19 protein-coding genes are annotated in these 12595 nt (G+C 60.1%); 12 read left to right on the top strand and 7 right to left on the bottom strand.

What is annotated here, in order from left to right; translation table 11 throughout:
• The first annotated feature begins 103 nt into the window (after nucleotides 1-103).
• The 6 genes from ACMGGG_RS09675 (at nucleotide 104) to ACMGGG_RS09650 (ending at nucleotide 4209) form a co-directional block, all read left to right on the top strand.
• A complete protein-coding gene (locus tag ACMGGG_RS09675) occupies nucleotides 104-643 on the top strand; it encodes a type 1 glutamine amidotransferase domain-containing protein (RefSeq protein WP_112898097.1) in 540 nt (179 codons plus the stop codon).
• A gap of 87 nt (nucleotides 644-730) precedes the next feature.
• Complete coding sequence (locus ACMGGG_RS09670) at nucleotides 731-1588, top strand: SDR family oxidoreductase (RefSeq protein WP_112898096.1); 858 nt, start codon at nucleotides 731-733, stop codon at nucleotides 1586-1588.
• A 167-nt stretch (nucleotides 1589-1755) separates the two neighbouring features.
• Nucleotides 1756-2259, top strand: coding sequence for a CinA family protein (locus tag ACMGGG_RS09665; RefSeq protein ID WP_054893726.1), 504 nt, complete (start codon nucleotides 1756-1758; stop codon nucleotides 2257-2259).
• 12 nt (nucleotides 2260-2271) lie between these two features.
• A complete protein-coding gene (locus ACMGGG_RS09660) occupies nucleotides 2272-2778 on the top strand; it encodes a hypothetical protein (RefSeq protein ID WP_204360760.1) in 507 nt (168 codons plus the stop codon).
• A 9-nt stretch (nucleotides 2779-2787) separates the two neighbouring features.
• Entirely contained in the window at nucleotides 2788-3231 is a 444-nt protein-coding gene (locus tag ACMGGG_RS09655; protein WP_414155362.1) for a DUF421 domain-containing protein, read from the top strand.
• 513 nt (nucleotides 3232-3744) lie between these two features.
• Nucleotides 3745-4209, top strand: coding sequence for a hemerythrin domain-containing protein (locus tag ACMGGG_RS09650; protein WP_054893723.1), 465 nt, complete (start codon nucleotides 3745-3747; stop codon nucleotides 4207-4209).
• A gap of 117 nt (nucleotides 4210-4326) precedes the next feature.
• Here the strand turns inward: ACMGGG_RS09650 and ACMGGG_RS09645 are convergent, their stop codons facing one another.
• Together ACMGGG_RS09645 and ACMGGG_RS09640 are read right to left on the bottom strand one after the other, a co-directional pair.
• A complete protein-coding gene (locus ACMGGG_RS09645; RefSeq protein ID WP_063544660.1) occupies nucleotides 4327-4722 on the bottom strand; it encodes a hypothetical protein in 396 nt (131 codons plus the stop codon).
• Nucleotides 4719-5309: a hypothetical protein gene (locus tag ACMGGG_RS09640; protein WP_414155361.1), complete on the bottom strand. Its 591-nt coding sequence runs from the start codon at nucleotides 5307-5309 to the stop codon at nucleotides 4719-4721. Before ACMGGG_RS09640 ends, ACMGGG_RS09645 begins: the two co-directional genes overlap by 4 nt.
• 241 nt (nucleotides 5310-5550) lie before the next feature.
• Between ACMGGG_RS09640 and ACMGGG_RS09635 the strand changes: the two genes are divergently transcribed.
• On the top strand, nucleotides 5551-6042 hold the full coding sequence (locus ACMGGG_RS09635) for a DUF1543 domain-containing protein (protein ID WP_414155360.1): 492 nt from the start codon (nucleotides 5551-5553) through the stop codon (nucleotides 6040-6042).
• A gap of 28 nt (nucleotides 6043-6070) precedes the next feature.
• Here ACMGGG_RS09635 and xth read toward each other — a convergent pair whose 3' ends face one another.
• Entirely contained in the window at nucleotides 6071-6868 is a 798-nt protein-coding gene (gene xth, locus ACMGGG_RS09630) for an exodeoxyribonuclease III (RefSeq protein ID WP_414155359.1), read from the bottom strand.
• Nucleotides 6865-7107, bottom strand: a complete 243-nt coding sequence (locus ACMGGG_RS09625; RefSeq protein ID WP_054894654.1) for a hypothetical protein — start codon at nucleotides 7105-7107, stop codon at nucleotides 6865-6867. The genes xth and ACMGGG_RS09625 overlap by 4 nt, the downstream gene beginning before the upstream one ends.
• A gap of 248 nt (nucleotides 7108-7355) precedes the next feature.
• On the opposite strand from ACMGGG_RS09625, the gene ACMGGG_RS09620 reads away from it, so the two are divergent.
• Together ACMGGG_RS09620 and ACMGGG_RS09615 are read left to right on the top strand one after the other, a co-directional pair.
• Complete coding sequence (locus ACMGGG_RS09620; protein ID WP_414155358.1) at nucleotides 7356-8558, top strand: zinc-dependent alcohol dehydrogenase; 1203 nt, start codon at nucleotides 7356-7358, stop codon at nucleotides 8556-8558.
• A gap of 13 nt (nucleotides 8559-8571) precedes the next feature.
• Nucleotides 8572-8805 (top strand): PLDc N-terminal domain-containing protein, encoded by a 234-nt coding sequence (locus ACMGGG_RS09615; protein ID WP_054894652.1) that lies wholly within the window; start codon nucleotides 8572-8574, stop codon nucleotides 8803-8805.
• Nucleotides 8806-8895: 90 nt separating this feature from the next.
• Here ACMGGG_RS09615 and ACMGGG_RS09610 read toward each other — a convergent pair whose 3' ends face one another.
• From ACMGGG_RS09610 to ACMGGG_RS09600, 3 genes are all read right to left on the bottom strand, one after another.
• Nucleotides 8896-9420 carry a hypothetical protein gene (locus ACMGGG_RS09610; protein ID WP_054894651.1) on the bottom strand — a complete coding sequence of 175 codons (525 nt, stop codon included), beginning with the start codon at nucleotides 9418-9420 and terminating at the stop codon, nucleotides 8896-8898.
• Nucleotides 9421-9591: 171 nt separating this feature from the next.
• Complete coding sequence (locus ACMGGG_RS09605) at nucleotides 9592-9753, bottom strand: hypothetical protein (RefSeq protein WP_414155357.1); 162 nt, start codon at nucleotides 9751-9753, stop codon at nucleotides 9592-9594.
• A gap of 78 nt (nucleotides 9754-9831) precedes the next feature.
• Nucleotides 9832-10719, bottom strand: a complete 888-nt coding sequence (locus tag ACMGGG_RS09600; protein ID WP_414155356.1) for a MerR family transcriptional regulator — start codon at nucleotides 10717-10719, stop codon at nucleotides 9832-9834.
• A gap of 153 nt (nucleotides 10720-10872) precedes the next feature.
• Between ACMGGG_RS09600 and ACMGGG_RS09595 the strand changes: the two genes are divergently transcribed.
• The 3 genes from ACMGGG_RS09595 to ACMGGG_RS09585 all read left to right on the top strand — a co-directional run bounded on the left by ACMGGG_RS09595 (nucleotide 10873) and on the right by ACMGGG_RS09585 (nucleotide 12595).
• Nucleotides 10873-11319, top strand: a complete 447-nt coding sequence (locus ACMGGG_RS09595; protein WP_414155355.1) for a PAS domain S-box protein — start codon at nucleotides 10873-10875, stop codon at nucleotides 11317-11319.
• A 101-nt stretch (nucleotides 11320-11420) separates the two neighbouring features.
• Nucleotides 11421-11843 (top strand): nuclear transport factor 2 family protein, encoded by a 423-nt coding sequence (locus tag ACMGGG_RS09590; RefSeq protein ID WP_054894648.1) that lies wholly within the window; start codon nucleotides 11421-11423, stop codon nucleotides 11841-11843.
• Nucleotides 11840-12595, top strand: a complete 756-nt coding sequence (locus ACMGGG_RS09585; protein WP_054894647.1) for an SDR family NAD(P)-dependent oxidoreductase — start codon at nucleotides 11840-11842, stop codon at nucleotides 12593-12595. The genes ACMGGG_RS09590 and ACMGGG_RS09585 overlap by 4 nt, the downstream gene beginning before the upstream one ends.

Here is a 12595-nt window from a genome sequence, read left to right as displayed (position 1 = left end):
CTGCCCATTGGTCAGCTTGACGCGATTCGAAGCATCGTCTTTGAACTTCGCGGGTGATGGAATGGCCTTCCCTTTCAGGTCCATCGTAAACGGAGAATTCACAATGAATGCGCAACTGAGCGGCAAACGCGTGGCTTTCCTGGTCACTGACGGGTTTGAACAGATAGAGCTCACCGGCCCGCGTGACGCCCTGGAAAAAAGTGGCGCCGTGGTCGACATCCTGAGTGACAAGGAGGGAACTGTACGCGGCTGGAACCATGACAAGCCGGCAGACGAGTTTGCCGTGGATGCAACGTTCGACAGTGCCCACCTGGATCTCTATGACGCCATTGTGCTGCCGGGCGGCGTGCAGAATTCCGACACCATCCGACTGATACCCGGCGCCCAGAAGCTGGTGAAAAGCCACGACTCTGCAAACAAGCCATTGGCGGTCATCTGTCATGGCGCCTGGCTGCTGGTGTCGACCGGCCTGGTCCAAGGCAAGCGGATGACCAGCTACAAGACGCTGCAGGACGATATTCGCAATGCAGGCGGTGACTGGGTTGATGAAGAGGTAGTGGTGGATGGCAACCTGATCACCAGCCGCCAGCCGGACGATATCCCGGCATTCAACGAGCAACTGATCAAGATGCTGGTCGGTTGAGCCCTCTCTCAGCACACCGAAAAAGGCAAGGCGCGCTGACACCATCAGCCTTAAAAAATCCGTGGCACAACCGCAGGAGCTTTTACCATGCGAGACTTCCCTACGCCGCCCTTTCCTTCGCAACCGCAAAGCGTCCCCGGCTCACAACGCAAGATGGAGCCCTATCCAGATTGTGGTGAGCACTCCTATACCGGCCACAACCGCCTGGAAGGCAAGATTGCGCTCATCACCGGTGCTGACAGTGGCATCGGGCGGGCAGTCGCTATCGCCTATGCACGCGAGGGTGCTGACGTCGCCATCGCTTACCTCGACGAACATGAAGATGCGCAGGACACTGCGCGCTGGGTCGAAGCAGCAGGTCGAAAATGTCTTCTGCTCCCTGGAGACTTGGCGCAGAAACAGCACTGCCATGACATCGTCGAGAAGACCGTCAAACAGTTCGGGCGCATAGACATCCTGGTCAACAACGCTGCCTTCCAGATGGCCCATGAGACCCTGGAGGAGATCAGCGATGACGAATGGGTGAAAACCTTCGATACCAACATCACCGCTATCTTCAGGATCTGCAAAGCAGCATTACCCTCCATGCCCAAGGGCAGCTCGATCATCAACACGAGTTCGGTCAACTCCGACGACCCATCCCCCAGTTTGCTGGCCTACGCCACGACCAAGGGCGCCATTGCCAACTTCACGGCTGGGTTGGCTCAGCTACTAGGGAAGAAAGGGATTCGAGTCAACAGCGTTGCGCCCGGCCCCATCTGGACGCCTTTGATCCCGGCTACCATGCCCGACGAGGCCGTAAGAAACTTCGGCTCCAGCTACCCCATGGGGCGGCCAGGACAGCCGGTGGAGGTCGCGCCAATCTACGTGCTGCTCGGCTCCGACGAGGCGAGCTACATCAGTGGTTCACGGTACGCCGTTACCGGCGGGAAACCGATCCTCTGACGAAAAAGAGGCTCGCCGAAGGCGAGCCTACTTCCTGATTTTCGGGATGGAATCAGCGTTGTGCTACCCCTCCTCACGTGCTGGTTTTTGCGCCGTGGACACCGATTGCGCTGAACCAATCACCGCTTGATTGCGTCCACCGCACAACAACAAGCGAGTCATGTCTTATGGCAAGCGAACCCGTATTGACTGCCCTCAGCTATCTCAAAGACAACAAGTTGATCCTGACGACCGCAGAGTCGTGCACGGCAGGCTGCATGGTGGCGCTTCTGGCTGCGGTGCCAGGCACCGGGGAGGTGCTGGAAAGTGGCTATGTGGTCTACTCCCCCAGCGCCAAGAAACGCTTGCTTGGCGTCAGCGCCGAAACCATCGAACGCTACGGCCTGACCAGCGAGCCAGTAGCCTGGGAAATGGCGCTGGGGGCCTTGAGAGACAGCGATGCCAATGTCGCGATCGCTACCACTGGCGTCGCGGGGCCCGCGCCTGAGTCTGGTGTGCCACCGGGCACCCTGTGCTTTGCCTGGGCTTTTGCCGGGGAGCCCACAGCCGTATTTACCCGTACCCAACGTTTCTTCGGTGAGCGGTCTGAGGTCATGCGCCAGGGAGCGTTGTTCGGGCTGACGCGGCTTGCTCACTATCACCAACGCTGGCTTCGCGGCGAGCGCGCCTGAGGGCAAGGGATCATGCCGGAAGACGAATGGGCGTCCAGACGCAATCCTGTTCAAGAAGACATGTCGATGCAGCAACGCGTCTGGCGCTTCGAGCGCGTTGGCTGGTATGTGCTCGTCATCGTCGTCCTGCTGGCCTTGGCAGGGCTGTTCGGCAACGGCCCGCTCAGCGATGCTGAGGTGGTCAGCCCGGATGGTCGTGTCAAAGTCGAGTATCAGCGCCTCAGTCGCAGTGGTACGACCGACAACCTCTACATCACTGTTCGAGGCGAGCCTGGGCAGCCGGTAGAGGTAGAGCTCGAGGGCTCTTTACTTCGCGCAGCCAGTATCGAGACCATGCAGCCGGAACCGCAACGTTCGATGTCGCACGGACCTGCCCTGTTACTGCAACTGGGTACCCGCAACGACGGCGTGGCCACCTTGTACCTGACGCTTCGAAGTGATCACGTGGGTACCCTGGAGGGCGTCGTCAGGGCAGGCCCCCGAAGCGCTGTCCACTTCTCCACATTCCTTTACCCATAGGAGTGCGTCATGGATTCGATCCTCCGCGCAGCTGGGATGTACCTGGCCCTTATGCTGCTATTCCGCGTAGCCGGACGACGCTCTCTGGCCGATTTGACCACCTTCGACTTCGTCTTGCTGCTGATTATTGGGGAGGCGACTCAACAGGCGCTGCTGGGTGAGGATTTTTCGTTCACCAACGCCATGCTGGTGATTGCTACGCTGATCGTCCTCGACGTAGGGCTGTCATTGGCGAAGCTCAACTCCAAGCCCTTGGCGCGGCTTCTGGATGGGCACGCTACCCTGGTCGTCGAAAACGGGCGCTTTCTGCATCACCGAATGCGCCGCGCGCGCCTCACGGAAGACGACATTCTTGAGTCGGCGCGGGATAGCCAGGGTATCGAGAACATCGAGCAGGTGAAATTTGCCATCGTGGAGCGCAATGGCAAGATCTCGATCATTCCAGCCGACTAAAGCACCCATATCGCCTGGGCATGATCGATGCTGGGAACGGGCATCCTGTCGCGATGGGACATCAACCACTCGCACATACGTTCGGCATCGAAAATCTGCCCCTCTTCCATCATCATCAGAATGAGTGAATGGGACATCCGGTAACAACCACATCGGGAGCATCGCCGCTCCTCCCAACCGCTGATGCATTCGACGGACTCAGCCTGACCCGCGCAGATTAGACAGCTCATGTAAGCCCCCTTTTGTTCTTGTTCAGTTGAGGGTGGGTGAAAGGATCTGGCGCATTCAATGTCTCTCGCATGACATATGATTTCCACGCCACGCCTAAATTCCTTCTACTTGGCACCCCATCACAAGACCTTATCCACCTGGCTGTTAATCGGGCAGCGCTGGTCATCGCTGATCAGTGCCCGGATCGCTTATGCCACCCATCGTGAACGTTGAACCCCGCCGCTTCGCCGTGACTCAACCCCAGGCAAGTTTTGTATTCTCAACCCGTGATGAGGTAACGCCATGAACGCTATCGATTTGCTGATTCAGGATCACAAGCTGGTGAAGAAGCTTCTTGAAGAACTGTCCGCCACCACAGAGCGAGCCGTGAAAAAACGTGCCGAGCTACTGCAGAGAATCGAGCAGGAATTGCAGATTCACACGGCGCTCGAGGAGGAAATCCTCTACCCGGCCATCAAGGAAGCCGGGGGCAAGGAAGAAGCGAAGATGTACTACGAGGCCAAGGAGGAGCACCGCACTGTCGACTCCCTCGTCATCCCTGACCTTCTCGGCACTGACACCGGCACCGTTGAGTTTGCCGGTCGGGTCAAGGTCATGAAAGAGCTGCTGGAGCATCACATCGAGGAAGAAGAAGGCGAACTCTTCCCGACCGCCAAAAAACTCCTTGGCAAAGACATGCTGGAACAGCTCGGGCAAACCATGGAAACCCAGAAAAAGTTGCTCAAGGGCGAGCAGCGGGCCGCCTGATGGGGCCATTCCCTGCCAGCCTGATGAAGCTGGCAGGGAATTTCTCATCGAGCTTGTGTCCCAGGAGGCAGTTGCAACGGCTCAGGCAGCAGGTCTGAGCGCCCCGAGCTGGCTTGCTCAGGCGCTGGGGGTGAGCTTGATGCCACCACAGCGACCCCGAGTCAGCAGGTAATCCACCTGCCTGGCCCGATTGACCGCCACGCGGATTTCACAGCTGGCCGAGTTGACCACATCGCCCCAATACTCGGTATGCACCAGTTGGCCGTTCTGCGGACCGGTGTAGGTACCCAGCGCTTCACGCGACACATAAGAGGTGTCGCGGCGATAGATCAGCACCACCCAGTCCTTCTCCGGTGCCAGCGCGATCTCGCTGGGTGTACCGAAGTGATCGACCGCCTGGGCCACCGGGCGGTTCTTCCAGTAACTGCGGGCCTGGGCTTCGGGCAGGGTCGGAATGGCAGAGCAGCCGACGAGCAGCAGTGCGGTGATCATCAGCGAGAGCAGTGTTTTCATCGCACCACCTCCTTGGCAGGTGCATTCCGGGCGGGCATCTGGTCGAAGGCCTGATCGACCATCTTCAGGATGAGGTCCCTGCCATGCTCTCGGTTACGCAACTGGAACAGGCCTGGAGCGGTCGCCACCATCTGGGTGGGCAGCATCTTGCCCATCGGAATCATGAACTTGGCCTGGCGCTGGCTTGGCTGGCAAAGAAAGTCACGGCTCTGCGCCAACCACGTCTCGGGCTTCTTCTGCCACTGAGTGGAGACCTTCACCGGCCGGATATCGTTGTAGAACTTGTCGACGTTCTGCGCACCCTTGAGGCGCACACGATTTTTGGCGCAATCGACCTCGACGTCATAGGCGGTCATGGTCGACTTGGCGCCCTCTTCGTAAAGCCTGAATACCCCAAGCGAACGGATACCGCCCGGGCGCTGGAAGATATTGGCAGGCTCGCCATCGACGACGAAGGCTTCGTTCTTGTACATGCCGCCTTGCTGGTGGATGAGCCAGTAGTCGCCGACCGAGGAAGGTTCGGCTTGTGCAGTAACTGCACCGCAGCAGAGCAATGCCGCAAGCCCGTGCTTGAGGGAAATGGTCATGACGCAACAGTCCTTGTCAGTGTTATCGCCCAGACGCAGCGCATCGGAGGAAGTAGGCATGGAAAGCTAGTTGCCTGACAGGGTTACGTCAAATCAAGTGTCGACGACTGTGAGCGGGAGCACACATGGTTGCGGCGTCAGCATGCTGCGAGCATCACTTGACGAAGCGCGCATACCGCCGAGCAATCAACGAAGCGCTATGCCAACATATGCCCCCCTGACCCGTACCACAGGCTCACCCATGCTCTACGTAGTCATGCTCGGAGGAAGACATCCTCGGGCCAGCATCGAAGTCCACGACGTGGTCTTCGCCCACGCCGACACGCTCGACCAGACCTACCCGCAGCTGCGCAGCGCCTGGTTCGGCAGCCGCAAAGGCCTGCACATCGATTCCTGGCTGGAAGTCCACGGTGTGGATGGCTATCGCGTCGAGCTCGGCCACGCCGCACCACCGCCCGGCGCCATGCGCTTGTTCTTGCTGAACCTGGGAGGCTACGCACCTGGCGTGTTTGGCGAGGATCACCGCTACTTGCTGGTAACGGCTACCGACAAGGCCGCCGCCAAGCAGATTGGCAAGCGACGCATGGCAGCCGGTTGGCTGAAGCCGCATACCGACACAGTGGTGGATGTCGACGACTGCCTGCCGGTGGACCTGGTCGACGGTCGCTACGTGCACCTGGTCGAGGGCGAACATCGAGGCACGTTGCAGCGCAGCGACTACATCGTCATCTGAGCGACGGTATCGACCGAAACGCTGACCGCTAACGTTGCTGGCGGCGCCTGCCCAGTTCGATCCAGACCGGCGCATGATCGCTGGCCTTGGCCTCGTTGCGTACCCAGGCATCCACACCCGCCCGTTTCAGATAGCGGGCGAGGTCGGGATTGAGCAGCAAGTGGTCGATCCGCAGTCCGGCATTGCGTGCCCAGTGATTGCGAAAATAATCCCAGAACGTGTAGATGCGCTGCTCTGGGTACAGGTGGCGAACAGCATCGACCCAGCCTTGCGCCAGCAACTGCTCGAAACACGCCCGTGACTCAGGTTGCAGCAGCGCGTCCTTCAGCCACGAACGTGGGTTGTAGATATCCAGATCAGTCGGCACGACATTGAAATCGCCCGCCAGCACCGTGGGATGGCTGCTGCCATGCAGTGCCTGGGCATGCTTGATCAGGCACTCGAACCAGCGCAATTTGTACTCGAACTTCGGGCCGGGTTGCGGGTTGCCATTGGGCAGATACAGACAGCCCACCAGCACGCCATGCACCGCAGCTTCGAGATAGCGGCTCTGCTCATCGTCCTCCATGCCGGGCAGGCCACGACGGACCTCCAGTGGTTCGCTATCGCGCCCCAGGATTGCAACGCCGTTCCAGGAGGGTTGCCCTTGGTAAAGGCAGCCATAACCCGCCGCTTCAAGCGCCTCGCGAGGAAACTGTTGGTCGGCCGCCTTCAATTCCTGCAGGCAGACGATGTCCGGTTGCTCCCGCGCCAGCCAGGCCAACAACGCGGGCAGGCGGCTGCGGATGCCATTGATATTGAAGGTGGCAATCTTCAGCGCTTTCATGCGTCAGGGTCGTTCACATGGGCCTGGACGGCGTCTTCCAGTGCCCGGACATGGGCCTGATCGGCCAACGCCTTAAGCGCCAGCCAGTCATCCCAGTCGATGGCACCATCGTCACGCAGCGCCTCGGCGGTGCGAACCAGTTCATGGTGGTAGGCATCCGGCGACTCGCGCCGGTAACTGACGTCGTCGTACTGTGCGTACCAGGCTTCAAGTTCAGGAATGCTGCGTTCGATGCTCATGATGACGGCCTCGTTGTACCCCTCTTTGTGAGAGCCCGCCCTGCGCGCAACGTTCCAATGAGCATTGGATCGGGACCGCTGGTGCTGGCCGGATGCAGCCTGTTCCCGCTTACCCCGATCGAACAGAAGCCGCTATTTAGTGAGTCAGTATTTAGCACCACCGGACTTACTCACCTGAACTTTGCTGACTGTCATGGCTTCCCCTGCATACCTACCACGCAAACATGCACTTGCAGGAGCAGACACTCATGAGAGCATTGACCTACCACGGAGCACACGACGTCAGGGTCGATAACGTCCCTGATCCCATCATCCAGGAACAAGACGACATCATCCTCAAGGTGACCGCCACCGCCATTTGCGGCTCCGATCTGCACCTCTATCGAGGCAAAATCCCGCAAACCGAAGCGGGCGATATTTTCGGGCACGAGTTCATGGGTATCGTCGAGGACACCGGCAGTGCCGTTACCAACCTGAAGATCGGCGATCGCGTCGTGATCCCCTTCGTGATCGCCTGCGGCAGTTGCTTCTTCTGTCAGCACGATCTGTTCGCGGCTTGCGAGACTACCAACACCGGGCGCGGCGCGATCATCAACAAAAAAGGCATTCCCCCAGGAGCTGCCCTGTTCGGATACAGCCATCTGTATGGCGGTATCCCTGGCGGCCAAGCCGACTATGTCAGGGTGCCCAAAGGTAATGTCGGCCCGTTCAAAGTGCCCACGAACCTTGCCGATGACAAGGTGCTGTTTCTTTCCGACATTCTGCCGACCGCCTGGCAGGCGGTGATCAATGCCGACATCGGCCAGGGTTCGTCAGTGGCTATCTACGGGGCCGGGCCAGTGGGCTTGTTGAGTGCTGCCTGCGCGCGGATGCTCGGCGCCCAGACCATCTTCATGGTCGACGACAACGATTACCGCCTGGCGTATGCCCAGGAGGCCTACGGAGTCATACCCATCAACTTCGAGCAGGACGACGACCCTGCAGACAGCATCATCCGTCAGACACCCGGCATGCGCGGCGTGGATGCCGTGATCGACGCGGTCGGCTTCGAGGCCAAGGGCAGCACTGCAGAAACGGTGATGACAGCGCTGAAAATCGAAGGCAGCAGTGGCAAGGCGCTACGCCAGAGCATTGCTGCGGTTCGCCGTGGCGGGGTTGTCAGCGTCCCCGGTGTGTACGCCGGCTTCATCCACGCCTTCATGTTCGGCGACGCCTTCGACAAGGGCCTCACCTTCAAGATGGGTCAGACCCATGTCCAGAAATACCTGCCAGAACTGCTGCAGCACATCGAAGCAGGACGCCTGCAACCGGAACTGATCGTCACCCACCGCCTGGCGCTCGAGGAGGCGGCGATGGGATACAAGATCTTCGATCAGAAGCAGGACAACTGCCGCAAGGTCATCCTCGTGCCAGGCGCTGCGGCGGGCACCCTGGGCCCTGACTACGTGTAGAGGAGGCAAGGTCATGAACGGTTTAGCCAGTTACTTCTGGATTGCCGTGGCGGCAATTCTTCTACTCATCGACCTGTGGGCAATCGTCAGCGTGTTCAGGAGCGACAAGACGGATGCCGTCAAAGCGGCCTGGGCCCTGCTGATCCTGGCGCTACCGCTCGTGGGTCTGGGGATCTGGGGCGTTGCTGGCCCACGAGGCATCAAACGAGGCACCGGGCCCACTTCTGACGAGCACAGCAAAGGCTGACGTTACTGAGGTTGGCGCTACGGCACACCTCGCCCGCTGAGCCCGCGTCGAGCCCTGGATGCTCGAACCGAACGTCCAGGATCGACGCGCTCAGGCCAGTTGGATGTAGACCGAGTAGCTACCCAGCAGCACCCAGAAGACCAGAAAGATCCACGGCGTGCGTAACGAAAACAGCAGTGATTTTCGATGCCCTGCACGAGAGGTCTCTGCCTCGGAGAACAGCGGCGACTCGTCGTAGGCCAACCCCATCAACGGCTCGCTGCGCAGCAGGTGGCTTTGCTTGAGCTGCCAGTGATCGATGATGTTGTACGCAGCCCGGATGCCAGGCCAGGCGTTGAGCGAGCTCAATACCCCGAGCAAGGCAAGGAACGCCGGCACGATCAGGGTGAACATTTCGCCCCACCCTTGATTGAGGTTGCCCATGGAAGAAACGAACGCGATGACCAGGAAAGATTGCGCCGCCAGGTAGGCATCCGTGCGATTGGCCAGGATGCTGGTTTCGTACTGGATCTCGCGGCGGTAGAAGTCCAGGCGCTCCTTGGGAGAGCCAAACATCCTCGCATTGTGCTCGTTGATCTCGTGTTCAGGGGTGGTTGGGGTAATGATTCGAGGCATTCGCTGCTCCGGAAAGTGGGGTCCGAGCTACGAGATGAGCCAGGAGCTGAGTCCGGTAGAACAGGCGATGGGACCGAGAATTCCATTGAATTGACGTCTCACCTGCGATTTCCCTGCCCCGCCCCAGCGGCTCGCCAACGTAGTGAGCCTCAACCCTGTCGGGTGGCAGTTTCAGCGTTTGTGCTGACCATGATCACGGGCCGTTTTCTGCGCCGTCGAGTCATGTGACGTACCGGTAGATCCGTCCGGACGATGGGCGTCGTTGTCTCGCTCCTCCTCCCCCTGAGTCCCGGTCTGCGCCCCCGGCTTTTGAGTCTGGGTCTCTTTTTTCATGCTGCTCTCCTCAGCTTGGCCTTTGAACAAGGGAAGCCAATCCATGGGGCAAAGTTCCATGTTTGGAGCCCAGACCCGCTAAAGGTCAAGCGCGCCACGGTGCAACGCACTCAGCCTGCGCGCAGCGTCAACGCCTCCCTCGTCCAGCAGGCATAACGGGATTCCGCTCAACGCATGCAGCGAATCAGCCAACCCCTCGCCAACCAAGGCCAGCGGGCAGGCAATGTCCATCTGCAAGGTACGCAAGCGCCTGGCCAAGGCGGGGCTCACCGGCGCCTGGACTTTTATCACCAGAGCCGCAGGCTGCATGGCGGTGCAGAGCAACGGCAACTCTTCCAACGACTGTCCGCAGCCCAATACGTCGATGCGCTGTTGCTCGCTGCTCAACATCAGCCCAGCGCACAGCACCTCGAATTCAGCCAGCCCCTCGGTGCTTGCCAGCAGCACCCGCGGCGCGGGGATCTGATTCAAGTGCAGACGCGCCAGCAAGCGGGCACGCAGGAACGTATCGAGAAACAGCCATTGGCTACGCCGGCCTGGAGCAGCCCCTGAAGCCAACTCATACCAAACCGGCATCAGCACTTCGCGCAGCACGGAGGTCTTGGGGAACAGGGTGAACAACTGGCCATGAATCCCCTCCAACGCCTGTGCATCGAATGCCTCGGATGCACGCACCACAGCGTCTCGCCATTCGTCGAAGGCCGAGGCCTGCTGCACTGGCGCCTCAGGCCGGCCGGTGAGCCTGTCGCCGACCTTGCTGATAGGCAGGCCGTTGGCAGTCCAGCGCAGGATGTCGCGTATGCGTTGCACATCCCGGGCGGTGTACAAGCGATGGCCGCCCTCGGTGCGCTGCGGGCGTATCAACCCATGGCGCCGCTCCCAAGCGCGCAACGTGACCGGGTTGATGCCGGTCAAGCTGACCACATCGCGCATGGGTAGCAAATTGGGTGGGGTGGTGTTAGTCATAATCAGAGAATATCCGGGAGATCGAGCATTCTAAACTCATATGGACTTTCTGCGGCGAGCCTCCATGGTCCATCATGCAGACAACGGCGCCGAGGTCTTCCACACAGAAGCAATCTGCGCATCTCGCATATAAAACGCCTGTAGGTGGGCCCTATGATCACCGCGAAACTCCTTCAACTGATGGTCGAGCATTCGAACGATGGCATCGTCGTTGCCGAGCAAGAGGGCAACGACAGCATCCTCATCTACGTCAACCCCGCTTTCGAGCACCTGACCGGCTATTACGCCGACGACATCCTCTATCAGGATTGCCGTTTTCTGCAGGGCGAGAATCATGACCAGGAAGGCCTCGCAAGCATCCGCGATGCGATCCGTGAAGGCCGCCCCTGCCGCGAGGTGCTACGCAACTATCGCAAGGATGGAAGCCTGTTCTGGAACGAATTATCCATCTCGCCCGTGTACAACGAGGCAGACCAGCTGACCTACTACATCGGCATCCAGCGCGATGTGACAGCGCAGGTTTGCGCCGAAGAAAAGGTGCGCGAGCTCGAGGCCGAAGTGGCCCGCTTGCGCCGCCAGCTCGGCCAGGACGAGCGCTAAAAAAAAGCTATACACAGCCCTCATTCTGTATAGATTAATCTCGGCGCTTCAGCTATACCTGTACAACAAATATATTTTGTACAGGATTTCCTGGAGCCCACATGTCAGCATACCTACAGCAATTCGCCGAGCGCTTCGCCAGCCTCGATGGGGCTAACCTCGGCACGCTGGAAAACCTGTACAGCGAAGACATCACTTTTCGCGACCCTCTGCACCACATACAGGGCCTGCCGGCGCTGCGAGCCTATTTCGAGCAGCTGTACGCCAACGCCACCGATATCCGCTATGCCTTTCTCAGCGCCGACGAAGTGAGTCCCGGACAGGGTTACCTGCGCTGGACCCTGCAGTTCCGCCACCCACGCCTGGCCAGCGGGCGGCAGATCTCGTTGCAAGGTTGCAGTTGCCTGCACTGGCGCGACCGTGTGCATTTTCACCAGGACTATTTCGACGCCGGCGCCCTCATTTATGAACACCTTCCCATCATGGGCGGCGCCATTCGCTGGCTCAAAGGCAGGCTGGCATGAGCCGCTGCTGGTTGACCGGCGCCAGCAGCGGTATCGGTGCCGAGCTCGCTCGCATCCTGCTGGAGCAAGGCCATCAAGTGGCCCTGGGCGCACGCCAGGCCGATCGCCTTGCACCCCTGGCCGAACAGTTTCCTGGGCAGGTACTGCTGGCCATCGGCGATCTTGGCAACCCTGAGGATATCGCCGCGATCGCCGCGCGGATCGAGCAGGCCTGGGGCGGGCTGGACATGGCCATTTTCAATGCCGGCACCTGCGAATACCTGGAGCCGGGGCAGTTCGATCCGGCGCTGGTCGAGCGCGTGATGCGCACCAACCTGCTCAGTGTCGCCTATTGCCTGGCATCGGCACTGCCCCTGCTTCGCAAGGGCGAGCGCCCTCACCTGGTGGTGATGGGCAGTTCGGTGACCTGGCTGGCGTTGCCCCGCGCCGGTGCCTACGGCGCCTCCAAGGCAGCGGTGCGCTACTTGATGGAGTCACAGCGGATCGACCTGGCTCGCGAAGGTATCGCAGTCACCTTGATCAGCCCTGGCTTTGTCGACACACCTTTGACACGCCGCAACGATTTCCCTATGCCGCAGCTGTGGAGTGCGCAGCGCGCCGCCCGACACATCGCCAGGCGCTTGCCCCACCGCCCCGTGGAAATCAACTTCCCCGGTCTTTTCACCTGTGTACTGCGCCTGCTCGGTGCGCTACCTGCGCGCCTGCGTCTGGCCCTGGGGCAACGCCTCGCCCGTCATGAACAGGAAGGTTGA

This window comes from Pseudomonas sp. BNK-44-b, assembly GCF_047456245.1.
GTDB lineage: Bacteria > Pseudomonadota > Gammaproteobacteria > Pseudomonadales > Pseudomonadaceae > Aquipseudomonas > Aquipseudomonas machongensis.
Note: the sequence above shows the minus strand (reverse complement) of the source record. Positions and strands in the feature narration are given on the sequence as shown.